The 24,212-nt window shown below is 26.1% G+C and carries 23 protein-coding genes and 1 pseudogene; 23 read left to right on the top strand and 1 reads right to left on the bottom strand.

What is annotated here, in order from left to right; all coding sequences use genetic code 11:
* The first annotated feature begins 370 nt into the window (after nt 1-370).
* The 15 genes and pseudogenes from NG901_RS03695 to NG901_RS03625 all read left to right on the top strand — a co-directional run bounded on the left by NG901_RS03695 (nt 371) and on the right by NG901_RS03625 (nt 15,524).
* Nucleotides 371-1,021, top strand: a complete 651-nt coding sequence (locus NG901_RS03695; RefSeq protein WP_252212393.1) for a hypothetical protein — start codon at nt 371-373, stop codon at nt 1,019-1,021.
* A gap of 205 nt (nt 1,022-1,226) precedes the next feature.
* On the top strand, nt 1,227-1,766 hold the full coding sequence (locus tag NG901_RS03690; RefSeq protein WP_252212392.1) for a hypothetical protein: 540 nt from the start codon (nt 1,227-1,229) through the stop codon (nt 1,764-1,766).
* Nucleotides 1,753-2,151, top strand: coding sequence for a GntR family transcriptional regulator (locus tag NG901_RS03685; RefSeq protein WP_252212391.1), 399 nt, complete (start codon nt 1,753-1,755; stop codon nt 2,149-2,151). The genes NG901_RS03690 and NG901_RS03685 overlap by 14 nt, the downstream gene beginning before the upstream one ends.
* Nucleotides 2,135-3,031: an ABC transporter ATP-binding protein gene (locus tag NG901_RS03680; protein ID WP_252212390.1), complete on the top strand. Its 897-nt coding sequence runs from the start codon at nt 2,135-2,137 to the stop codon at nt 3,029-3,031. Before NG901_RS03685 ends, NG901_RS03680 begins: the two co-directional genes overlap by 17 nt.
* Nucleotides 3,012-4,061, top strand: a complete 1,050-nt coding sequence (locus NG901_RS03675) for a hypothetical protein (protein WP_252212389.1) — start codon at nt 3,012-3,014, stop codon at nt 4,059-4,061. Before NG901_RS03680 ends, NG901_RS03675 begins: the two co-directional genes overlap by 20 nt.
* A 184-nt stretch (nt 4,062-4,245) precedes the next feature.
* Nucleotides 4,246-4,518, top strand: coding sequence for a hypothetical protein (locus NG901_RS03670; protein WP_252212388.1), 273 nt, complete (start codon nt 4,246-4,248; stop codon nt 4,516-4,518).
* A gap of 344 nt (nt 4,519-4,862) precedes the next feature.
* On the top strand, nt 4,863-5,573 hold the full coding sequence (locus NG901_RS03665; RefSeq protein WP_252212387.1) for a pseudouridine synthase: 711 nt from the start codon (nt 4,863-4,865) through the stop codon (nt 5,571-5,573).
* 173 nt (nt 5,574-5,746) lie between these two features.
* Nucleotides 5,747-6,652 carry a MurR/RpiR family transcriptional regulator gene (locus NG901_RS03660; RefSeq protein ID WP_252212386.1) on the top strand — a complete coding sequence of 302 codons (906 nt, stop codon included), beginning with the start codon at nt 5,747-5,749 and terminating at the stop codon, nt 6,650-6,652.
* Between the two features lie 158 nt (nt 6,653-6,810).
* Nucleotides 6,811-6,951 (top strand): annotated as a pseudogene (locus tag NG901_RS03655) (CCA tRNA nucleotidyltransferase); the annotation flags it as partial.
* Nucleotides 6,952-7,681: 730 nt separating this feature from the next.
* The gene (ltrA, locus tag NG901_RS03650) at nt 7,682-9,496 is read left to right on the top strand and encodes a group II intron reverse transcriptase/maturase (RefSeq protein ID WP_252212384.1); all 1,815 of its coding nucleotides are present in this window, start codon (nt 7,682-7,684) and stop codon (nt 9,494-9,496) included.
* 75 nt (nt 9,497-9,571) lie between these two features.
* A complete protein-coding gene (locus tag NG901_RS03645; RefSeq protein ID WP_252212383.1) occupies nt 9,572-10,765 on the top strand; it encodes a CCA tRNA nucleotidyltransferase in 1,194 nt (397 codons plus the stop codon).
* Between the two features lie 18 nt (nt 10,766-10,783).
* On the top strand, nt 10,784-11,062 hold the full coding sequence (locus NG901_RS03640; protein WP_252212382.1) for a late competence development ComFB family protein: 279 nt from the start codon (nt 10,784-10,786) through the stop codon (nt 11,060-11,062).
* Between the two features lie 231 nt (nt 11,063-11,293).
* Complete coding sequence (locus tag NG901_RS03635; protein WP_252212381.1) at nt 11,294-11,986, top strand: response regulator transcription factor; 693 nt, start codon at nt 11,294-11,296, stop codon at nt 11,984-11,986.
* Nucleotides 11,964-14,228 (top strand): sensor histidine kinase, encoded by a 2,265-nt coding sequence (locus NG901_RS03630; protein ID WP_252212380.1) that lies wholly within the window; start codon nt 11,964-11,966, stop codon nt 14,226-14,228. The genes NG901_RS03635 and NG901_RS03630 overlap by 23 nt, the downstream gene beginning before the upstream one ends.
* Before the next feature lie 324 nt (nt 14,229-14,552).
* On the top strand, nt 14,553-15,524 hold the full coding sequence (locus NG901_RS03625; protein ID WP_252212379.1) for an alpha/beta hydrolase: 972 nt from the start codon (nt 14,553-14,555) through the stop codon (nt 15,522-15,524).
* Nucleotides 15,525-15,615: 91 nt separating this feature from the next.
* On the opposite strand, the gene NG901_RS03620 is transcribed toward NG901_RS03625, so the two are convergent.
* Nucleotides 15,616-17,331: a methyl-accepting chemotaxis protein gene (locus NG901_RS03620; RefSeq protein WP_252212378.1), complete on the bottom strand. Its 1,716-nt coding sequence runs from the start codon at nt 17,329-17,331 to the stop codon at nt 15,616-15,618.
* A gap of 378 nt (nt 17,332-17,709) precedes the next feature.
* Here NG901_RS03620 and NG901_RS03615 point away from each other — a divergent pair, with 378 nt between their 5' ends.
* The 8 genes from NG901_RS03615 (at nt 17,710) to NG901_RS03580 (ending at nt 23,991) form a co-directional block, all read left to right on the top strand.
* Complete coding sequence (locus NG901_RS03615) at nt 17,710-18,597, top strand: radical SAM protein (protein WP_252212377.1); 888 nt, start codon at nt 17,710-17,712, stop codon at nt 18,595-18,597.
* Nucleotides 18,598-18,669: 72 nt separating this feature from the next.
* On the top strand, nt 18,670-18,900 hold the full coding sequence (locus NG901_RS03610; protein WP_012424825.1) for a hypothetical protein: 231 nt from the start codon (nt 18,670-18,672) through the stop codon (nt 18,898-18,900).
* Nucleotides 18,901-19,165: 265 nt separating this feature from the next.
* Nucleotides 19,166-19,687: a metal-dependent hydrolase gene (locus tag NG901_RS03605; protein ID WP_252212376.1), complete on the top strand. Its 522-nt coding sequence runs from the start codon at nt 19,166-19,168 to the stop codon at nt 19,685-19,687.
* Nucleotides 19,688-19,887: 200 nt separating this feature from the next.
* Nucleotides 19,888-20,079: a YwbE family protein gene (locus NG901_RS03600; RefSeq protein WP_252212375.1), complete on the top strand. Its 192-nt coding sequence runs from the start codon at nt 19,888-19,890 to the stop codon at nt 20,077-20,079.
* Nucleotides 20,080-20,352: 273 nt separating this feature from the next.
* Nucleotides 20,353-22,542 carry a DNA topoisomerase III gene (locus NG901_RS03595; RefSeq protein ID WP_252212374.1) on the top strand — a complete coding sequence of 730 codons (2,190 nt, stop codon included), beginning with the start codon at nt 20,353-20,355 and terminating at the stop codon, nt 22,540-22,542.
* Between the two features lie 378 nt (nt 22,543-22,920).
* Nucleotides 22,921-23,418: a hypothetical protein gene (locus NG901_RS03590; protein WP_252212373.1), complete on the top strand. Its 498-nt coding sequence runs from the start codon at nt 22,921-22,923 to the stop codon at nt 23,416-23,418.
* Nucleotides 23,419-23,466: 48 nt separating this feature from the next.
* Complete coding sequence (locus NG901_RS03585; RefSeq protein WP_252212372.1) at nt 23,467-23,658, top strand: hypothetical protein; 192 nt, start codon at nt 23,467-23,469, stop codon at nt 23,656-23,658.
* 93 nt (nt 23,659-23,751) lie between these two features.
* Entirely contained in the window at nt 23,752-23,991 is a 240-nt protein-coding gene (locus tag NG901_RS03580; protein WP_252212371.1) for a hypothetical protein, read from the top strand.
* Nucleotides 23,992-24,212: the final 221 nt, after the last annotated feature.

The following is a 24,212-nucleotide window of genomic DNA, read 5'->3' as shown; positions in this document are numbered from 1 at the left end:
AATATACTAGACCTATGAATTATATCATATTAAGTAAGTTCTTTCAAGTAAGAGCTTACTTGACTCAAACATATATTATGAAAAATGTATTCTAAACTTAATTATTTACATTTATTTGTATTTACATAATACATTTTTAATTAATTAAAACTTATAAATTTAGTAGTTCTATAAAGAAAATTTTAATTCTTAAATAAGTGTAATTTAAATAGCTAATTTGCATTATAATTCTATTAATAAAAGTGAATAATAAAAGTATAGTATTTGTTAAAAGAATGAAAAGATTTATAAAGTCTTTTTTATTTATTTATAATGAATTAATAAAAGATAGTATACTTTATATTAAGTTATATATCTTAGGAGGAATTTTATGAGTTTGTACATTGAAGAAGCACATTATGTGTTATTTAATAAAATTTTATGGTTTGAAAGTTTAGAAGAAGATATAATTAATTTAGCTGAAAATGAGGGCTTAAATATTGAACTTTTAATTAAAGAAATAAATGAAGAATATGGACCAAAACTTCCTAATCTTCCTTTAGAAGAAATGGTTGATATAAATGATGTCAGTAGATGGTTACAAGAAAAGATTACTTCAGCAGAAGAAAGAACTGCTGCATGGATTACAAGAATTATAAATAATAATAGTAACGCAAAAGATAAACTTGAAATTCTTTATAAAAATCAAGGAAAAAAAGCTGCTGAAGAACTATTAGAAAAACATGTAGATTTAAAAACAGCTCCACAGATATTTAAGGGTATATATAAGTATATACTAGATGGAATACCTAGTGATAAAGTAAATGAAATTATTTCATCAAATGAAAATAATATTGAATGGAAAATAAAAATTTGTGTTCATGAGACTATCTGGAATAAAGAGCATGGAGATGTTAATTATTTTTACCATTTAAGAAGTAAGTGGATAGAAGAATTTGTACATAGTGCAAATAAAGAATTTAAATATATAAAAAATAAAGATGGAATACAGTTAATTGTTAAAAAAGATATGTATGAGTAGTTATTAAATAATGTTGATAATTTAATAATATTTTATGACATAATTACGCATTAAGTTAAAACCTATTAATTAAAAAAACTCTTAATAGATATGAACATAATATTAAGAGTTTTTTAAGAAATAACTAATATCTTTATAAGTTATAGTTTATTATAATAAAAGTGTACTATATAAAGTAATACACTTAATACAAGGAGGTAAGTATATGAGAAAATCTAAAATAGTAGTAGCTTTAGGTGGATTTGTAGTTATGACAGCACTACTTTGCATAGGATCTAGTGATAAGATATACAAAAAGCAAGTACATTTTAATACCACAGATGAAATATTAAATCAATTAGAAAACAATAAAACTATAGTATTTAATGAAAAAAGTGACTGGGTGGCTAGCAAGCAATTTAGTGAGTGTCTTTCATTAAGAAAAAGAATTGCAGGATCAGCAATAGATTATGAAACTATTCGTAACATAGAAAAACAAGAATTAGATGAAGAAGAGATTAACTCAATAAAGAAGGAGTATATTGATGCTGCATCAAGATTATCCAATTATAAAATACAAGATAATATTAATGTTGTTAGGATTAAAGCGGATACACAGTACCCAAGGGCAAATTCCTTAAATAAACAGATGATAGATATGATATTAGTAGATGAAGGTGAAGGGAAAGTAATAGATTATATAAGTATTTGGGATATAGATGATAATGGAGAAATAATTAAGGAGAATCATAATGATAAAGGTTGATCCAAGGAGCAGTACTCCTATATATGAACAAGTTGAACTTAGAATTAAGGAATTAATTTTAAAGGGCGCTTTAAATGAAGGTGAAAAATTACCATCAGTTAGAGAATTATCATCGATATTAACTATAAATCCTAATACTATAAGTAAAGCTTACAGGGAATTAGAGAGAGAGGGTATTATAGAAACATTGAGGGGAAAGGGAACATTTATAACTAATAATATAAAATCAACTACTGACTCAAAAAAATTAGAGAAAATTAGAGAAGAATTAAAGAATTTAATTTTAGAGGCAAGTTATGTTTCAATAGACAAAGAGAAATTTTTAAATATAGTACAAGTAATATTTGATGAATTAGGAGGAAAAGATCGTGATTCAGGTAAGTAATTTATCTTTTAAGATAGATGATAAAGAAATTTTAAAAGATATTAATTTAAATATAAATGAAGGAAAAATATTTGGGATAATTGGTCCTAATGGAGTAGGCAAATCTACTTTGCTTAGATGTTTAAGTGGAATTTATAAGACAAGTGAAGGAGAAGTTAAATACAATGATGAAAATGTGTATAATAATCCAAAGGTTAAAAAAAATATTGGATTTGTAGCAGATGAAAATACCTTCTTTTATAATTTTAAAGTTAAGGAAGTTTTGAGATACTATAATTATGCATATAAAAATTTTGATATTGATAGATTTAATGAATTAAATGAAATATTTAAACTACCATTAAATAAATTTGTGTTTCAATTTTCAAAGGGAATGAAAATGAGATTATCTTTGGCATTAGCATTTTCAATTAAAGCAAAATATTTGATTTTAGATGAACCAACATCTGGACTTGATCCAATAGTGAAAAATAAGCTTTTAAAGATATTTATAGATGAAGTTGCTAATAATAATGCTACTATTATAATAAGTTCTCATCACCTTGGCGAATTAGAAAGAATATGTGATGAAGTTGCTATATTGGATGAAGGAAAAGTTTCTTATAAAAATTCTATTGAAAATATGAAAAATAAAATAAAGAAAATACAAGTAGCATTTGATAAGCCAACATATGAAGAGGATTTAGAATTAAAAGGAGTATTTAAGATATCTAAAGTTGGACGAGTATTTACAATTATAACAGAACAATATGATGAAGAATTTATAAAAGCTTTAAATAAGTTTAATCCATTGTTTATGGAAGAAATAGATTTAAGCTTAGAAGATATCTTTATTTACAAAGTAGATAAGGAGGAGAACAATGAAAAGATATTTAAATAAGGCTTTAATTTATCAATGGTTTAATTCTGCTAAATTTGCAATAATTGCAGGCATTCTATTTTGGGGGGTATATGCTAATTCTTTAATTGGTAGTGTGTATAGAAGTGTAATGTATGGTGTTGAGAAATTGGATTCTAATAGTTTTAAAACGGCAGGATTAGAGCAATATTTTGTATTAGGATTAATATTTTTAGTAATATATGTTTTGACTTTTGGAAATAACAAAAGAAATACTGAGATATTTTTATGTAGTGGTCCATATACTAAGAAACAAATAAAATTTAATGAATTGTTTTGTTATATGATTACATTAGTATTTTTTATTCTGATATATTTATATATAGCAGCTACATTCTATATTAGGAATATGGATAGCTTTGTAATAATTAATGGATATTCAACTATAATTATGGTTGAAATTATAAGAATTGTATTATTTGGAATACTAGGAATAATAATAATGCTTACTATAGAAGCTATGTTTTCTAATAATATGGTTGGCATAATGTTTATGATTATAATACCATTTTCATTTGTATTTTCAATTATTAGAAAATTTGATAATTATTATTGTATGTGGATAAATAGAGTGAGTTTTAGAGAACGTACCATTGAAGAGTTAAATAGATTTAATTCATCTGGACTTTTTGATGGATATATATGTGCTAATGAAATTAGAATGAGAAATTTATTTATAGCATCATGCATACTTATAATGATCATAGTAGTTTCCTTGGTTATATTAAACTATATTCAAAGAAAAAATTCTTTAGAAACTAATGTGGGTTTTTTTGGATCTGCATGGAGCAAAAATTTGGTGATAGTATATATAGCAATTTCATCTGGTATAATTTTAAGCGATTTAATACTAGGAAATTATAAAGAACAATTTATTAGCTCATACTATTTAGTTGAAAAAATATCTATTAATGATTATTTAATAGGCTTTGGAGTAGATTTTGGCTTATCAGCTATAGTAGGAATTATAATATATATGATAATTAAAAAAATATCAAAAAAGTTAGCATAAAATTTATTAGAGAAGAGTCATATCAAAATTATTTGGTATGACTCTTTCTTTAATGTCTAGGAAAGTATAGGATTTCTAGGAATAACATCTAGTAACTAGTATGAAAAATTATTTTTAAACAATAGAACACAAAATTTAAAGTTTGAATAATATATACTAAACGAAAGAATAGGAGTTGGTAAACATGTCAAAGAAATCTTGTGATTGTTGTAAATGCGAATGCTGTTGCAAACCATGTTGTAAACCATGCTGTAACCCATGCTGTAACCCATGTTGCAATCCATGCTGTAACCCATGTTGCAATCCATGCTGCAATAATGGCGGCGGAGGCGGATTCGGCGGAGGCTTCGGTGGATTCGGATGGATCTGGATAATATTAATTCTATTTGGATTTGGCGGATTTGGCGGAGGCGGATTTGGCGGAGGCTGTGGAGGCTTTGGCGGAGGATGCTGGTAATTTCCGATTTTTAGACAAATAGAATAACAGTGACGCAGATTGCAAAGTCACTTTATTATGTGAATAGAGGCAATATAGCCTCTATTTGCATGTAATCTATTAAAATAATAAACCAGTTTCTTATGCTAATTTCTATTCTTCTTGAGAGGAAAGTATTAAGAAACTTAGGTTTATTATTTATAATTATAATTTTAATATCAATTAATATAAAAATTATGGTATATTTATTAATGCAATATAAAAAATTAATTTATATGTATTTAAGATAATTTCACTTAGTATAGATTTATTAAAAACTAAGTGTTACTTAAATAAATGTTTATTTTATGGAGTTGATTAGTATTATGGAAGAAAGATTACAAAAATATATGGCAAGTTGTGGCGTAGCTTCAAGAAGAAAATGCGAAGAGATAATATTAAATGGAGAAGTTAAAGTTAATGGAGTAGTTGTAACAGAACTTGGAACTAGAGTAAATTCTGTAGAAGATAGAGTTGAATACAAAGGTAGCTTAATAACTAAGGAAGAAAATAAAGTTTACATAATTCTTAATAAACCTGAAGGATATATAACTTCTGCAAAGGATGAAAAGGGACGTAAAACAGTTTTAGACTTAGTTAAAGTGAGTGAAAGAATATATCCAATTGGAAGATTAGATTATGATAGCTCAGGGCTTATTTTATTAACAAATGATGGAGACATATATAATAAAATAATTCACCCAAGAGAAGAACTAAATAAGAAATACATAGCAGTAGTTAATGGTGAAGTGTCAAAAAAGGACATAGATACTTTTAATAAAGGAATCGATATTGGAGGCTATGTAACAGCACCGGCGAGTCTAGAGGTTTTAAGTTATGAAAATGGAAAATCTACAGTTGAAGTATGTATTCATGAAGGGAAAAATAGACAAATAAGAAAAATGTGTACAGCTATAAATCATGAAGTATTATCATTAAACAGAGTGTCAATAGGAGAAATACAATTAAAATATCTAAAAAAAGGTGAGTGGAGAGAATTAACTATTGAGGAGTTAAATTATATAAGAAACTTATAAAATCATGTTGTTTTAATAAATTTGCTGATATAAATGAATGATTTTCAGTAATAACTTGCAAATTAAGAGTTTTTATTCTTAATATTTCAATATTCCTTGAATATATGATTGTAAGATGATAGAATTTAAATGAATATTATTCAATATTGTGAACGATAGGGTGATAAAAAAACATGAATGATATAAATAATGATAATAATGAAAATACTAAAGATTTAATGAGACTCATTCAAATTAAATTTTCAAGATTAAGCAAAGGTCAAAAATTAATTGCAGAATACATATTAAAGAACTATGATAAAGCTGCATTTATGACGGCAGCAAGGCTTGGAACTTCAGTTGGGGTATCAGAATCAACTGTTGTAAGATTTGCAAATGAATTAGGATTCTCAGGATATCCTAAGTTACAAAAAGCATTACAAGAACTTATAAAAAACAAACTTACAACTGTTCAGAGAATAGAACTTCAAAATGACTACTATAGTGATGGAGATGCATTAAAGGGTGTACTTAAAGCTGATATGGAAAATATCAGAGCAACATTAGAGAAGATAAACCAAAATGTTTTTGAAAATGTTGTACAAAGTATATTTGAAGCAAAAAGGATATATATCATAGGTCTTAGAAGTTCAACTGCACTGGCAGAATTTTTAGGTTTTTATTTAAATGTAATTCTTCAAAATGTAAGAATTGTAAGCTATGGAATTTCAGATATTTTTGAACAAATGATAAATATAGGCGAAGATGACTTAGTTATTGGAATAGGATTTCCAAGATATGCTGCTAAAACTATAGACGTATTAGCTTTTGCACAAGACAGAAAAGCAAAAGTAGTAGCATTAACAGATAGTTTATTATCACCTTTAGCTTCTAAAGCAGATTATGCTTTAATTGCTCAAAGTAATATGGCATCATTTGTTGATTCATTAGTAGCTCCTTTATCTGTAATAAATGCATTGGTTATTGCAGTTGGAATGAGAGAAAAAGATCGTATTTCAACTACGTTTGGTAGTTTAGAACAAATATGGAAAGATTACAATGTGTATTCTTATAATAATAGAAATGTAGCTGATGATTAATAATTATTTGAAAAGCCTTAAGGAAATTATTAAACTTATTTCCTTAAGGTTTTTGTTTTATAAATTTTGATATTTTGAGACTTAATGGTAGTATATAATAATAAAAATACAATATCTTGTTGTATAGTACACGAGATATTTGAGAAAGGATTTTAAATATGAATTTTAACATTAATATTCCAGATGATGTTAGATTTATTCTTGAAACTCTAAAGAAAAATGGTCATGAAGCTTATATAGTTGGTGGATGTGTACGAGATAGTATACTTAATAATATTCCTAAAGACTGGGATATAAGTGCGACTTGTTGCTAATTGAAAAGATTAGCCTAATTAGCTGATTAAATTCAGAAATTAAGAACTGTTATTACGAGAAATCAAATGAAAGAATAACGTCTTGAAGGGTTTCCACTAATACTCCGATTAGCGTTTCAATGAGCAAACATTGAAGGGTTAAAAGCTCGGTGAAGACGGCTGAGAATCACCGTAAAGTATAACCTAGTTATACTACGAAATGCGAACTAGAGGTAGTCGAGTGTATGATAGGTCGGGTGTCTATAAAATATCTATGGTTAGGATGCTACTAAGTAGCTGACGAAGTTGGGAATGTACGGGTCTAAACCCAGAATATTTAGAAATGAATATAACACATAAGTGTTGTAAGTGTGGATTAGTAAGATTTTACGTTATGAAAATCCATATAATGTTACAGGCATTATCAAGCTTACAGGCTCAGACTAACGACCTACGGATATATGTAAAGATAGTGATAACGGAACAAGGAAAGCTTAGAATATGGAGATTTTGCTATCTATGAAGTATTGATAAGGAAAAGATTATTTCTATAACTTATCTTAATCTAAGTGAGAGTGGTGGCACAAAGCTAAGATAATTATTGTAATGATAATTTAGCTATAGCCACTAGACAATTGATATTTGACAATTAAATAAATGAATGAATCCAAGGTTCGAGTAAGACTAAGAGATATGAAACTCAATTTGTAGTTATACAAAGGAGGAAGTAATAGACTTGGGGGAAAGCTTAAAACTAGAGAAAAGACAGATGCTAAGAAATAATGAATATTACACAATGCAAAGCATATTTGACAATCTGTACAATCAATCTAGTAGCAATAAGAAATTTACTAAATTAATGCAGTATATAAGTTCTAAAAATAATATCTTACTAGCATATAGAAATATTAAGAAAAATAAGGGGTCAACAACTGTTGGAACTGATAATCTTGATATAAGTTACTTTAAGGTAATGAATACAGAAGAATTAGTAGTATGTATTCAAAATAAACTTGCAAATTATATGCCTAAAAGCGTTAGAAGAGTTGAGATTCCTAAGCCAAACGGTAAAACTAGACCTCTAGGTATTCCATGTATTGAAGATAGAATTATCCAACAATGCATTAAACAGATATTAGAACCAATATGTGAGGCTAAATTTCACAATCATAATTATGGTTTTAGACCAAACAGGTCGACAGACCATGCTATAGCTAGAAGTATGAGTTTAATGAACATCAACAAGTTACATTATGTAGTGGACATTGATATCAAAGGTTTCTTTGATAATGTTAACCATAGCAAACTTAAAAAACAAGTATGGAATTTAGGTATCCAAGATAAAAACTTAATTAGTATTATTGGAAAAATTCTAAAATCAGAAATACAAGGCATAGGAATACCAAGTAAAGGTACACCACAAGGCGGTATAATTAGTCCATTATTATCTAACATAGTTCTAAATGAATTGGATTGGTGGATTAGTTCCCAATGGGAAACCTTTGAAACAAAGTATAAATATAAATTTAAAGGTGATGCTCATAAAACTTTGAGAAATAGTAACCTAAAAGAAATATGGTTAGTAAGATATGCTGATGACTTTAAAATATTCTGTAGAGATTATAAAACTGCACAAGAAATATATAATGCTACAAGATTATGGTTAAAAGAAAGACTGGATTTAGATATAAGTCCCGATAAATCTAAAATAACCAATCTAAGAAAAAATTATACAGAGTTTTTAGGATTTAAACTTATGGTTAAACCTAAAAAAAATAAATATGTTTGCCAAAGTAGAATGTGTGATAAGGCTAAAAAGAATACTATTAACAAGCTAAAGGAACAAATTAAAAAAATCAAAAAGCAATGTAATCATAAAGAGGTATTAAATATGAATTCAATGATATTAGGAAGTCATAATTATTACAATAGTGCAACAAATATATCATTGGACTTTAAGCAAATTAATTTCTTAGTAACAAAAACCTTGGAAATACGATTAAAGAATTGGATATCAGATAAGCCAAAGTTTACAAAAACCTATGAACGGTTATATGGAAATTATAATGGTAAAGTCAGAACAATATATGATATAACATTATTTCCAATCTATGGTTGTAAAACTAAACCACCTATGAACTTTAGTCAAGACGTATGTAATTATACAAAACAAGGTAGAGAGAAAATCCATAAAAATCTTAGAGGGTATAAACATTTGATCGACTACCTATTAAGAACAACAAATGGAAACAATACTGCAGAGTTTGATGATAATAGAACATCATTGATTGCTGGGCAACAGGGTAAGTGCTATATTACACGATTAGACCTAGAAATAGGTAATATGGAATGTCACCATAAAATTCCAAAAGAATTATATGGGTCTGATGAATACAAAAATTTAGTTTGGATAAGTGGAGAAGCACATAAGCTAATCCACTGCACAAAAAAAGATACTATTGAAAAATATCTAGGTTTATTATCCCTTGATGAAAAGGGGATAAAACGAGTCAATTCTTTAAGAAAGTTAGTAGGAAATTCAGTTATTTAATTTAAAAAGATAATCAATTGTTGGAACGCCGTATGAGTTCGAAAGACTCACGTACGGTGTGAAACAGGGGAAAAGATGGAGATTACTTCAAAGTCTTACCTATTGTTATCAACTAAAGCAAGACCCGAAGAAGTTATAAAATTGTTTGATAAAGTTATATTAACAGGGGTTAAACATGGCACAGTAACTGTACTTATAAATTCAGAAGGTTATGAAGTTACTACATATAGAATGGATGGAGAATATGAAGATAGTAGACATCCTAAAAAAGTAAATTTTGTATCAAATTTAAAAGAAGATTTAGCAAGAAGAGATTTCACAATTAATGCTATGGCATATAATAAAGTAGATGGATTAATAGATTATTTTGAAGGAGTAGGTGATTTAAAGAAAAAAGTTATAAAAACAGTAGGTAATTCAGAAAAAAGATTTTCTGAAGACGCGTTAAGAATGTTAAGAGCTATAAGATTTTCATCACAATTAAATTTTAGTATTTCAAATGAGACATTAAATTCAATAAAAAACTTAAGAGATAGTATAAAAAACATATCCAAAGAAAGAATTAGAGAAGAATTTAATAAGATACTTTTGAGTAATACAAAAGGTATTGATGTTTTAAGAGAAACGGGCCTAATTGAGTATATTGTTCCAGAAATAATTAAGTTTTATGACTTCAAAATTGATAATATATATTATAATGATAATTTATATGCTCATACAATTATGGCTACTGAAGCAATAGAAAAAAAACTATATTTAAAATTAACTATGTTATTTCATAATTTAATTAAAATAAACAATGAAGATATAGAGTATACTATTTTACAAGTTAAAAAGTTTTTAAAAGAATTTAAATATGATAATTATACAGTAAATAAAGTTACAACTTTGATAAGGTATATGAATAATTCTTTAAATACAAAATTAGAAATAAAACAAATATTAAATTTAATTAACTTAGATTTGTTTGAAGATTTGTTAAAAGTAAAAGAAGCTGAAATATTATCTCAAAATCCATCATATAAGGAAGAAAGGTTATCAAAGTTGTTATATATTAGAGAAAATCTTAAAGACGTAATTTTTAATAATGAATGTTTTAACTTAAAGAATTTAAATATAAATGGTGAGGATTTGATAAGTTTAGGTCTTGAAAAAGGAAAGAACATTGGTGAAATGTTAAATGAATTATTAGAATTAGTAATTATAAATCCAGACTTAAATAATAAAGAAATCCTTATAGATATTGTAAAAGAAAAAATAAATTTATAAGGAAGATGTGAGGTTATTATGGAAAAAGCAATAAATTATATGGAAATATGGGTAAAAGAGTGTATGGAAAAGTTATTAATTGAAAATGATATGTGCAAATGTGATAAATGCAAAAAAGATATTTTTGCACTTGCCCTTAATAATTTAAAACCATATTATGTATCAACAAATAAAGGTGAAATAATGGCTAAAATAAGTGGGATGTATCAGCAATTTGAGACTGATATAGTAATAGAGGTTTCTAAAGCAATAGAAACAGTAAAAAAATATCCTAAACATACAGATGAAACATTTTAGAGTGATATATAACTAATTAAAAATCCTATAAACTGACTTAAAATTATTTAAATATAATTTTAAGTCAGTTTTTTCTTTCGAAATTCTTAAGAATTTCAATGAGGGTTTTGTAATATTTTACTTTTATTATAAAGATAAGGCATATTTAAAAGCCTAAAAGGATTAGATTTTCTATCAACTAATAAAATATGGTAAAATTAACATGAATTTTAAATTATTAAGGAGGATCAAATGAAAAGTTACAATATTTTAGTTGTTGATGATGATAAGACAATAACTGAAGCAATAGAGGTATATTTAGTTAACGAAGGGTATAAAATTTTCAAAGCTTATGATGGTATACAAGCATTAGAAGTTATAGATCAGCAAGATATACACCTTGTTATATTGGATATAATGATGCCGAATATGAATGGGACTAGAACTACTATTAAGATAAGAGAAGAAAAACAGATTCCAATAATAATGCTTTCAGCTAAATCAGAAGATACCGATAAGATATTAGGTTTAAACTTAGGGGCAGATGATTATATAACTAAGCCATTTAATCCACTAGAACTTATAGCAAGAGTTAACTCTCAAATAAGAAGGTATACTAAGTTTTCTCCTTTAAAAGAAAATAACAATGTGATTACAGTAGGAGGGATAGAACTAAATAAGGAGAGTAAAGAAGTATTTGTAGATGGTGAGAATATAAGATTAACTCCATTGGAATTTAAGATTTTGACTCTTCTTATGGATAATCCAAATAGGGTTTTTTCCATTGAAGAAATTTATGAAAGAGTTTGGAATGAACCGGTCTTTAACAATGTGGATACAGTTACCGTTCATATAAGAAGGATAAGAGAAAAGATAGAAATAAATCCTAAAGAACCAAGATATTTAAAGGTGGTGTGGGGAATTGGATACAAAATTGAAAAATAACAAAAAAATCAGATATACTAATTTATTGATTTTACTCTTATGTATTATGATTTTACCTATTTTTATGAGCTCATCCAATAAATTTATTAGAGCTCAAAATAATACGAAGGTTGAACAATTTTTAGTAGATGTTATGAATGATGTATGTTTCTCAGCAAGGGACATGAATTATTATGTTAATGAATCAGATGGAAGTCTAAAAGAAGAAGCTATACAAAATCAAATAAAATACTTAGAGAATGTTGATAGAGGTAGTTTGAATGATGTTACAAATGAAATTAAAAATTTTATGAGTGATAATGAAGAAAACAATAATTTACCTGAAAGTGATGAGGAAAAGCTTAAATTTCTAGAACACAATGAATATTATAATGAAATGGTAGATAGACGCAATAAATTAGAGGAAAAGCTTAAACAAGGTGATGAAGCATATAGAGAAGAGGGTATAAAAAGTATACAAGATTACTTAGAAGACAAATATCAATATCTTGCAGAGTATAGAAATGTAGAATATTATATAGAAAAGAATGAAGAAGAAGAACCTATAACAAATATTAAAGGTAAATCAAAAAATGATATTATAAATGAAACTCAAAGCAATTATAAGTATTATATTATGTTTTTAAATATTAATTATAAAGTTCCAGAAGAAATTAATGTTTCAAACAGTTTAAAAGAATCCATTAATGGAACACATAATTATTATGGAATACAGAATCTTTATAATAATAAACAAGTTATTGTTAGGATATCGAACCCATTAAAAAGTGGTGATGAAATAGCCAATGACATTAATGAAAAAAATGAAGAAAATTTTAAGGGATATGCTTTTCTAATTTTAACTTTATTAGATATTTTTATGATTATTATTTTAATATTGAAATGTAAAAAAACATTATATTTAATATTAAAGGATAATTTTATAATAAGACTTTACAAGAATTTATTTATTGAAATAAGATGTTTAATTTTTGTATTATCTATAATATGTTTAAGATTTTTATATGATGTAGTATGTTGGAGTGATATACTATATTGGAATGATTTGTATACCCTCATTATAGTAGAGTTTATATCAATATATTTAGTGGTATCAGACATAAGAAATTTATATTTATTAAATAAAGAAATAAATATAAAAAATTATATTTGTAAAAAATCATTACTTTATAAAATGCTTTTTAAAATGAAAGAGTTAATGAAAGAAAGCTTTTTAATAAAATCAACTTCTTCAAGACTTATAATTTCAATAATAGTATTTATTACTTATGCTATTGTAGTATTTATACAAGCATATTGGATGGGGTATGTTGGATGGTGGCCTTACATGGAGCCATATGAGGTAATGAAATTAATACCTAGCATTATTTTTACAATATGTATAATAATGTATTTTCTTTTCGTTGCAAGGAATATCAATAGAATAAAAATTGGTACAGATAATATATTAAAAGGAAATTATAATAATAAAATTGATGTAAAAGGAGCAATAATCCTTAAGGATATAGCAAATAATGTTATGAATATAGAAGATGGGTTAGACAAGGCTATAGATAAGGCAGTTAAGAGTGAAAAAATGAAGGGAGAATTGATTACTAATGTATCTCATGATTTAAAGACTCCACTAACTTCTATAATTAATTATATAGATTTATTAGATAAAGAAAATGTTTCAGAAGAAGATAAAAAAAGGTATTTAGAAATTCTTAAAGAAAGATCACTAAGACTAAAGGTTTTAATTGAAGATTTATTTGAAGCTTCAAAAGCAGCATCTGGAACTTTAGAATTAGATATGGAGAACTTAGATTTAGTAGCTCTTATTAGACAGACTATAGGAGAATTTGAAAATGAAATAGAAAAATCTAATTTGCAATTTATAAAAAACATACCTGAAAAAAAATTATCTATATATGCTGATGGGAAAAAGACTTTTAGGGTATTCCAAAATTTAATATCTAATATACTTAAGTATTCTATGAAGAACTCTAGAGTATATATTGAAGTATTTGAAGAAAATGAATATATATCAATAGTATTTAAAAATATATCAGAATATCAAGTTGATTTTACTGAAGAAGAAATACTAGAGAGGTTTAAAAGAGGTGATAGTTCAAGAACAACTGAAGGATCAGGTCTTGGATTATCAATAGCAAAAAGTTTAGTTGAATTACAAGGTGGACAGTTTACTATTAGTATTGATGGAGATTTATTTAAGGTAGTAGTTAATTTGAAAAAAGCTTAAAACTTATAAGGTTAGTATTATTTAAAATATTAATTTTATATAGGTCTGTAGATTTAGGAATTTGATATATAAAAAGACTATCTCAAAAAATATATTTGTATATTTGAGATAGTCTTTTCTTCTTGTATTATATATTAATGGAACATTGATATTGTAGTATAAGGTGGAATTAGACTTTGATTTTTATAATCTTTATTTTCAGACAGTCTGTTGAAAATATGATAATATATAACTATATGATGAAAAAGTAAGAAATAAATGATTGTTTTAAGAGTATGGTGTATATAATTTATATAAATTAAATAATAGGAGATAAAGATAATAATGGAAGATAAGATAATACTAACAATATGTATTGCATTATTAATAATTATAATTTTACTTATATTTGCAGGAAACTATTTTTACAATTTTTCACTTAATCCCAATATATCAAAAGATAAAGTATTTGATAGCAACAAAAACTTTGGAAGTGAAGTAGTAAAGAAAGATGAAACTAGCGGAGAGGATAGAGAAGAAGATAGAGAATGGATATTAAATACATCAAAGTATAATGATATATATATAAAGTCATTTGATGATTTAAATCTTCATGGATATCAAATCTTATATACTAATAATTCACAAAAATGGGTTGTTATGGTTCATGGATATACTGGTGAGGGTATGAGAATGGGAAGTAGAGCAAAGGCATTTTATGAAATGGGTTATAATATAGTAATACCAGATTTGAGAGGTCATGGTAAAAGTGAGGGGAATTATATTGGTATGGGATGGCACGATAGAAAAGATATTATTGAATGGATTAATTATATAGTAAATAAAGATAAAGAATCTGAAATTTTATTATATGGTATTTCTATGGGTGCAAGTACTGTTATGATGACATCAGGTGAAAATCTTCCAAGTAATGTTAAGGCTATCATAGAAGATTGTGGTTACACATCAGCTTGGGATGAATTTTCATATCAATTAAAAAGTATGTTTAAATTACCTAAATTTCCAATAATGTATGCAGCAAGCGTTATTACTAAAATGAAATCAGGATATTTTTTAAAAGAAGCTTCAGCTATAAAACAAGTTAGTAAATCAAAGACCCCCATATTATTTATTCATGGAGAGGAAGATAAATTTGTACCATATTTTATGCTAGATAAGGTATATAATGCAGCGAAATGTGAAAAAGAAATATTAATAGTAAAAGAAGCAGGGCATTGTAAGGCTCATAAAGTTAATCCAGATTTATATTGGAATACTATAAAGAAATTTGTTGATAAGTATATTAACTCTGTGTAAACTATATAAAAATAAAATTAGCAATTATAAAAGTGATATCTAGATTTTTATAATACTAGATATCACTTTTATCTCATTAACAACTTTTATATTAAATTTTAAATTTAGATATTTGGTTATTTAATTCTTCTACACTTTCTTTGGATTTTAGTACTTCTTCCATAATTGTATTAGATTTTTCATTTATATTTGATACTTTTTCAGCAATATTTGAAGTTCCGTCTGCTCCTTCATTTGAAGCCATAGATACATGTCCAATTGTTTCTGTTACTTGTTGGAGTGAAGCTAAAAGTTCCTCAGAAGTAGAGCTGAATTCTAGTACAAGATTACTTACAAATTCTGCATCTGTACTATATTGATCTGCTATATTTAACATTGTATTATAATCACTTTGTACATCTTCAGAAACAAAATTTAATAATTCATTAGAACTAGATGATAAATCATCAACTGATACTACAACTTTTTGAGTTATATTTTGTATTTCAATAACTGTATTTTTACATTCTTCTGCAAGTGTTCTTATCTCATCTGCAACCACTGCAAAACCACGTCCAGCTTCTCCAGCACGTGCAGCTTCAATTGCAGCGTTTAATGCTAAAAGATTTGTTTGAGTTGATATCTGCATTATTGATTCTGATAATACAGTAATTTGTTGTACTACTTGTGAATTTTCTATTGCTGTTTGTAATTTATATTTAGTTTGTGAAAAAATATTTATACTTTTTTCTTGTGAATTATTAACATTGAGTTTAGTAGTTATTGCCCTTTTATTTATTTCAGAAGCTTCTATAGCACCTTCTTGAGCTTTTTTTGATATAGAGTCAACAGCTTTTTCTATCTCATCTGCTGTTGCATTAATTTCTTGTGCTGATGCAGCAGTTTCTTCCATTCCTGCTGATAATTCTTCTGTAGTTGAGGATACATCTTCTATATTTTCATTTAAATTATTTATATTTTCTGAAATAGTGTTTACTATAGTTTTAATACTGTCAGATTCACCTTTTACATTTCCAATCAAAAGTTTTAATGAGTTTTGCATACCAGTTATTGCATTTGAAATTTCACCTATTTCATCTTTTCTTCTCATGAACTTCTCAGGAAGAGTAATTGTGAAATCCCCTGTGGATACACGTTTTAAATGATTTACAGCAGTAGTTAATGGAACTGAGATAGATCTTGAAATTGTAAAAGTTACTACATAACCAAGGCATACGATAATAAAAAATATTACTCCAAATAATTTTTTAGAAAGATTAAAATCTTCATTATTTTGATTATTTAGACTATTTGCTAATTGAGAATTATATATAGCAATTTCTTTTAAGTTTGTTTGAAATTCAGATTGATTATTTTCAACAGTTTTAAATTCCTCAAGAGCTTCATTCTGTTTTCCATCCATTGCTAGTTTAACTGCAGAATTCATTCCTTTTGTGAAATTTTTAAGATTACTTTCAACAATAGGAATTCTATCTAGTGCATATTGTTCATTAGCTATTTGTTTAAAGTTTGTCCAATTTGTGTTAAAAGTTTCTTGTCTAGTTTGAATGTCCTTTAATTTTTCGTTCTGCGTATCTTTGTCTTCTATATTTAATAGTATGTAATATAAATCTGATTCTATAGCTCTAGCTTGATTTCTGTTATCATTTAACCATTCAATACTTAATAAGTTTTGTTTATACATTTCTGCCATGCTTTTATTTGACTTCGCAATATAATAATATCCGATTCCACTCATAATACTAATTAATATTAATGCTATTAATGATAGAATTATTAGTTTAAATCTTATCTTAAGATTATTCATTATATTCTGAACCCCCTTTTTATATTTTCGACATAATTATACAACACATGCAAGGTTTTGCATATATATTACAAAAAATTAAATCTGTATAAATTTAGTGATAATTTATTAAAAGATATGTGCAAAGATTTAACTAACTTATTAGTTAAAGAAAATTCTTTATATTGCTTTCAATAAATTCTAGAGCATTATGGCATTTGTTATTAAAATTAACCATTGTTCCATGACTTAAATTTATTTAAAAACGGAATAGTTACAAAGTGTTTAAATTAGATAAATTATGGATAAAATGTTTAATAATTGATTAAACATTATGATTACAAATAATGTTTATCTAGTGTAAATTAGAATAATATTATAATAGTAGAGGTATTTTTTATGAATTACGATAAAATTATTTATAGACCACCAATAGAATCAAATACTTTATTATTACAAGTAACATCAGGATGTTCGCATAATAGCTGTGCATATTGTAACATGTATAAAAATATAAAATTTCAAAAAGAGGACTTGAATCAAATAGAAGAGGACTTAAAAGAAGCAAGTAGATTACATAAAGATGATTCAAGAATTTATTTATTAAACGGAGATCCATTTATTTTAAATACAGAAGAATTAAAAAACATAGCTATTTTAATAAGAAAGTATTTACCTAAATGTAAGACAATAGCTATGTATGCTTCAATAAAAAGCATTAAATTAAAGACTATAGATGAATTAAAAGAATTACGCAAGCTTGGAATCAATGATTTATATATTGGTTTAGAAAGTGGAAATGATGAGGTTCTTTTAAATATTAATAAAGGAAATGCTTCAAAAGACGCTTTAGAGCAATTAAGAAAATTAGATGAAGCAGGAATAGGATATTATTGTATGGTTATGACTGGTGTTGCTGGAGCAGGTAAAGGAATAAGAAATGCTACTGATACAGCAAAATTATTAAATAAAGTAAATAGTAAGGGGATTTTTCCATTATCTTTAATATTAATGTCAGGAACAAAGTTAAATTCAGATTGCTTGCTTGGAAAATTCAAAGAAGCAACAGAATTAGAAAGATTAGTAGAATTAAGAACTTTGATAAAAAACTTAAATGTTAATGAAAATACATTGTTTAGTTCAAAACATGAATCAAATTTTATACAAATGTCTGGAAAATTACCAAGAGATAAAGAAGAATTTATTAAAAGATTAGATATAATACTTGAAAATTATGATGAAATGAGATTAAAATTTGAATTTAACAGAAATTTAAGAAGTTTATAATATTCGTACCATTTATATTAAATCTGAATACTATAAGAGTATGAAATGATAACTTAAGTAGGAGGATTTTAAATGAATGGTTATCAGCTGATAATGAAAGTTCAACAAAAAATGCAGGATCCAGTATTTGCTCAAAGATTTTATAAAACAGTTGGAGATCTTAAGGGAGTACCTGGACTTCAACAAGAAGTACTTAGAATTGCTCAAATACAAGATGAAAGAAAAAGAGAAAAAGCATTAGACAAATTACCTAGCAAGGTAAAAAAAGCGGTTCAAGATTTATTATCAATGATAGAAAATTAATAAGGTCATAGTAACAAAAATATTTAACTAAATTTAAGCTGATTAGAATTTATTCAATTATAATTTTCAAAAATTAAATATTAAGCTAAGAAGCATCTAAAATAATTTATATGTTTAGATGCTTTTTTAGTGTATTTTTTAGTAAATTCTAATTTGATTTGCAAATAAATATCAATTTTATATCTAATTTTTTGGAAATATGGCGAATATGTAGTATAATAGCCAATATACTAATAGAAACCAAAGAAAAATTAGGAGAATAAAAATGAATTATAAAACTCATATAAATGGAGGTATTCTAGCGAGTTTTTATATAACTTCACAAATGCACAATATTGAATTATTACCAGTAACTATATTTGTTGGCGGTTCTATATTAGGAAGTCTTTTACCGGATATTGATCATAAAAGTAGTTATATTGGAAACAAAGCAAAGCCGGTATCTAGAGTTATAAATAAATTAGCAGGTCATAGAAAGCTTTTTCATTCACCGTTATTATATTTAATATTATATTTAATAGTGACATATCCAGTTAAAGATACACTTCAATTGATTTTTATTAATGGGTTATTCTTAGGAATAGTTTCTCATTTGATTTTAGATAGTTGTACAATTGGGGGATTACCTTGGTTTTATCCCTTAAGTAAAAAGAAAATATCATTAGGTAAAATAAAAACTAATAGTCAATTGGAATTTACTTTTTGTGGAATAATAATATTTATTAATATAGTAATATTATTAGATTTATTAAGAATAACATCAATATTTACATTTACACAACATTAAGTTGAGGTAGTATATTTATTTGTGAAATTTATATATGATGAATTGTCAAGTTAAGTGTAATATCTTGTGTAAAAATAATGAGAAATAAAATAGATTGATAAATAAACAATTAAATAAAGTGTTTATTGAGTTGATAGCAGATAGTAAAAGACTGTTAGAATTTGCAATAGACATTAAGAATTTTAGAGGAGAATGCTGTTATGAATGGAACAAATAGATGTGATATAAAAATAGGTTCTAAGGTATTAGTTGTCAAGAAAGAGGATCAACGTACAGGAAAGTTAACTGAAGGAATAGTTAAGAGAATTCTTACTAATTCTTCTAATCATCATAGAGGAATTAAAGTTATGCTTGAAGATAATGTAGTCGGAAGAGTTCAAAAGATTCTTTAAATTTAAGTAGGTTTAAGTGAGTAAGAATATTATCACATGAGCTCGTGGTTTATAAAAATCTGTATTATCTATTAGATAGTGAATAAGATAAAATAATAATTTATAAATTTTATAAAGAAACATTATGAAAGATATATACTAAAGTTTATAGATCATAATATCACATATAACTTTATGATATAATTAAATTATATGACACAAAAATAGAGCTCTATTAAAATTTATATTATAAATTAGATTTTAATAGAGTTCTTTTGAGAGAGGAAGAAAATAATGAGTAAAATTCTTGTATTAGCTGAAAAACCATCAGTAGGAAGAGATTTAGCTAAGGTATTAAAATGTAATCAAAATAAAGGTTCTTATATAGAAGGAAATAATTATGTAGTAACTTGGGCATTAGGTCATTTAGTTACATTACTAGATCCAGAAGGATATGGAGATAAATATAAAAAATGGAGTATGGAAACTCTTCCAATGCTTCCTAAAAATATGAAGTTATGTGTTATAAAGAAAACTTCTAAGCAATTTTATGAAGTGAAAAAACAAATGCTTAGAAATGATATAACTGAGATAGTAATTGCAACAGATTCAGGAAGAGAAGGAGAATTAGTTGCTAGATGGATTATAGACAAGGTTGGAGTTAAAAAGCCAATAAAAAGACTATGGATTTCATCTCAAACGGATAAAGCAATTTTAGATGGTTTTAGAAATTTAAAACCAGGTTCTGCTTATGAAAATTTATATAGAGCAGCCCAAGGAAGAGCAGAAGCAGATTGGATTGTAGGACTTAATGTTACTAGAGCTTTAACTTGCAAATATAATGCTCAATTATCAGCTGGAAGAGTTCAATCACCAACACTTGCTATGATAGTTCAAAGAGAAGAGGACATCAAAAATTTTAAGCCTAAGGATTATTATACTATAATAGCTAAAAATAATAATTTAGCTATGGAGTGGTCATCTAATGATAATAATAATAGAATATATGACAATGAGATAGCAAAGAAATTAATATCAGGATTAAAGGGTAAAGAAGGCGAAGTTTCAGAAATAAGCGAAAGCAATAAAAAACAATATTCACCTGCTTTATATGATTTAACTGAACTTCAAAGAGATGCAAATAGAATATTTGGATATTCAGCTAAACAAACTTTATCTATAATGCAAAGACTTTATGAAAACTATAAAATATTAACTTATCCAAGAACAGATTCAAGATATATAACAAGAGATATAGTTCCAACGCTTAAAGAAAGATTAAAAGCTATATCTGTTGGAAATTATTCATCATCTGCTAATCAAATATTAAAAGGAACTATACATGGTAGTAAAAGCTTTGTTGATGATTCAAAGGTAAGTGATCACCATGCTATAATACCAACAGAACAAAAGGTATCACTTGGAATGCTTAGCAAGGAAGAAAAAAATATTTATGATTTAGTTATAAAGAGATTTTTAAGTGTGTTATTACCACCTTTTGAATATATTCAGACTTCAATTAAAGTTAAGATTGGAAATGAAAGTTTTAAAGCTAAAGGTAAAGTCATAAAATCTAAAGGTTGGAAGATGGTTTATGATAAAAATGATGATCTTGAAGAAACAAGTGAAGACGGTGTATTAAAAGAACAAGTACTTCCTAATTTATCAAAAGGTGATAAGTTAAAGATAAATTCTATAGAAATAAAGAATCATCAAACTAAACCACCAGCAAGATTTAATGAAGGTACACTTTTATCAGCTATGGAAAATCCTCAAAAATATATTCAGCTAGATAAGGAGTCAGCAAAGACTTTAGGTCAAACTGGAGGATTGGGTACTGTTGCTACAAGAGCAGACATAATAGAAAAGTTATTTAATTCTTTCGTAATAGAAAAAAGAGGTAAAGATTTATATCCAACATCAAAAGGAAAGCAACTTATTGATTTAGTACCAAAAGATTTAAAATCACCTCTTCTTACAGCTAAGTGGGAAAAGACACTAGATGATATAAGTAATGGGAAAGAAGATGTTCATAATTTTATTTCTAACATGAGAAACTATGCAACAGCTTTAGTTCAAGATGTTAAATTCAGTAATGATAAATACATTCACGATAATATGACTGGTAAAAAATGTCCTGTATGTGGAAAATACATGCTAGAAGTTAAGGGCAAAAATGGCGTAATGAATGTATGCCAAGATAGAGAATGCGGTCACAGAGAAGGTGTATCTAAAATAACAAATGCTAGATGTCCTGAATGTAAGAAGAAATTAGAACTTAGAGGACATGGTGAAGGTCAAATATATGTTTGTCCAAATACAAATTGTAATTTTAGAGAAAAAGCATCACAATTCAAAAAGAGATTTGATAAAAAAGGCAAAGTAGATAAAAGAGAAGTTAATAATTATATGAAAAAAATGAAGAAGGAAGCAGAAGAATTTAATGATAATCCATTTGCTGCACTTTTAAAAGATTTTAAATAAATGCTCTGTTTTAGTAGAGTGTTGATATATACAATGCCACTTTACCTATTGTATATATCAACACATATTTAAAATAGAACTTTAAGCATGAAAAATAGTCTATTATATGTTGAATATAATAGGCTCTTTTTTGTTTAGAAAATTCTAAAAATAAAAGAATATTTAAATTTAAGAATTTAAGAACTTAAGAATTTGATTGCAAAATGTGGGATTACCAGATTAAATTTTTAATAATAAACATGCTGAAATAATATATTTATAAAGTAAGACTTATAATAATTAAAAATACATTTGCAATATTTTAAGTATATAAGAATATTTTATATTATTAGGAATAATGTTTAACAATCTTCTTGAAAAATTCTGGAGGAAAGTATATTGGAAGATAAGAGCAATATAAAAATAAGATATTTGCATTCTAATACTAATAAAGAGTTGAAAAATAGATATACTGATGAATACAAAATTTATACTCCTAAAATTGCAAAAAAATATAAGAAGACTTTTAAAATTTTACTTAAACTTACTAAAAATAGAGATAAGACTTTATATATAATGTATGACAAGGTTAAAAAATGGTATGAAGCAGAAAATATAAACATGAGCATGGAAAAGATATATGTTAAAACAAAGCTAGGTTCTTATTTAAGTGGAGGCTGCGGAATAGAGGCATCTCTTTTAACTAACTTAACGGCAAGTGCTGTTTTTGCTTATACTAGTCTGTATATAAAAAAACTTGGAACTATATCAATACTATGCTATATGTTAATGATATCTTTCTATGGACTTATTGTACTAATCAAAGAAGATGATGAAGTAGAAATGTATAATTTATTTTTAGAAGTACTAAATGAATTAGGAACAAGCAGTGAATAAAATTTTTTTTTCTACACAATATATTAGTGTAGAAGGGAAGTGTTTAAGATGTATACACCTAAAAGATCTTGTAGTGAAGAAGAAAAAAATGTTAATCGTTATAATGGGGAAGGATATCACGACCTTGGAATGGTTACAGAAAATCAAATGTCAAATATAGCGTCTAATCCTTTAACTGAACATTATCATGTTAAAGGATTTAATGATAGTACAGGAGAAAAGTATACACATACCAAGTAAAATTAAGTAGTAAATGGTGTGAATTTCCAGAATAAAAAAGCATAAAAACTTAATTTTTACACAAGCTATATGTGTAGGAAGGAAGTGTTTGTTATGAGTAATGAAAACGGAAGTTGTGGTCATCATGATAACAGTAACCTTAAGACTTGTAATGGATGTTCATGCCATGAAAAGGAAACACCATTGACTAAAGAAACAGTGAATGATACATCAGGAAAAAGCGCCACTTGTAATAACTGGTCATCAGTACCTAAAAATTATGATATTAAAGAACCATTTGAAAAACATGAAAAAACTGCTACAAATAATCAATGGTGTTCTTGTTCAAAGTAATAAGAAAACATCTATATTACAAACATAAGTTTTAAACTTAATTCCTTTCAAAAATAATGAAGCTAAATCACACTAAATATCAAGAATATAGTTATATGTAAGTATAATAATTATAAATATTTATTTATAATACTTGATGCAAAAAGTGATTTAGTAAATTATTTGGAGAGTTCCAGATATAATAAATTTATTATGTCTGGAACTTTTTTATTGTATAAGAA

This window comes from Clostridium sp. CMCC3677, from assembly GCF_023845585.1.
Classification (GTDB): Bacteria; Bacillota; Clostridia; order Clostridiales; family Clostridiaceae; genus Clostridium; species Clostridium aquiflavi.
This window is presented reverse-complemented; position numbering and strand designations above follow the sequence as displayed.

Bases quoted from the DNA above. Each gene is read 5' to 3' on its own strand.
- NG901_RS03695 (WP_252212393.1), top strand. From the start codon at position 371: ATGAGTTTGTACATTGAAGAAGCACATTATGTGTTATTTAATAAAATT.
- NG901_RS03690 (WP_252212392.1), top strand. From the start codon at position 1,227: ATGAGAAAATCTAAAATAGTAGTAGCTTTAGGTGGATTTGTAGTTATG.
- NG901_RS03685 (WP_252212391.1), top strand. From the start codon at position 1,753: ATGATAAAGGTTGATCCAAGGAGCAGTACTCCTATATATGAACAAGTT.
- NG901_RS03675 (WP_252212389.1), top strand. From the start codon at position 3,012: ATGAAAAGATATTTAAATAAGGCTTTAATTTATCAATGGTTTAATTCT.
- NG901_RS03670 (WP_252212388.1), top strand. From the start codon at position 4,246: ATGTCAAAGAAATCTTGTGATTGTTGTAAATGCGAATGCTGTTGCAAA.
- NG901_RS03665 (WP_252212387.1), top strand. From the start codon at position 4,863: ATGGAAGAAAGATTACAAAAATATATGGCAAGTTGTGGCGTAGCTTCA.
- NG901_RS03660 (WP_252212386.1), top strand. From the start codon at position 5,747: ATGAATGATATAAATAATGATAATAATGAAAATACTAAAGATTTAATG.
- NG901_RS03645 (WP_252212383.1), top strand. From the start codon at position 9,572: ATGGAGATTACTTCAAAGTCTTACCTATTGTTATCAACTAAAGCAAGA.
- NG901_RS03640 (WP_252212382.1), top strand. From the start codon at position 10,784: ATGGAAAAAGCAATAAATTATATGGAAATATGGGTAAAAGAGTGTATG.
- NG901_RS03635 (WP_252212381.1), top strand. From the start codon at position 11,294: ATGAAAAGTTACAATATTTTAGTTGTTGATGATGATAAGACAATAACT.
- NG901_RS03625 (WP_252212379.1), top strand. From the start codon at position 14,553: ATGGAAGATAAGATAATACTAACAATATGTATTGCATTATTAATAATT.
- NG901_RS03620 (WP_252212378.1), bottom strand. From the start codon at position 17,331: ATGAATAATCTTAAGATAAGATTTAAACTAATAATTCTATCATTAATA.
- NG901_RS03615 (WP_252212377.1), top strand. From the start codon at position 17,710: ATGAATTACGATAAAATTATTTATAGACCACCAATAGAATCAAATACT.
- NG901_RS03610 (WP_012424825.1), top strand. From the start codon at position 18,670: ATGAATGGTTATCAGCTGATAATGAAAGTTCAACAAAAAATGCAGGAT.
- NG901_RS03605 (WP_252212376.1), top strand. From the start codon at position 19,166: ATGAATTATAAAACTCATATAAATGGAGGTATTCTAGCGAGTTTTTAT.
- NG901_RS03600 (WP_252212375.1), top strand. From the start codon at position 19,888: ATGAATGGAACAAATAGATGTGATATAAAAATAGGTTCTAAGGTATTA.
- NG901_RS03595 (WP_252212374.1), top strand. From the start codon at position 20,353: ATGAGTAAAATTCTTGTATTAGCTGAAAAACCATCAGTAGGAAGAGAT.
- NG901_RS03585 (WP_252212372.1), top strand. From the start codon at position 23,467: ATGTATACACCTAAAAGATCTTGTAGTGAAGAAGAAAAAAATGTTAAT.
- NG901_RS03580 (WP_252212371.1), top strand. From the start codon at position 23,752: ATGAGTAATGAAAACGGAAGTTGTGGTCATCATGATAACAGTAACCTT.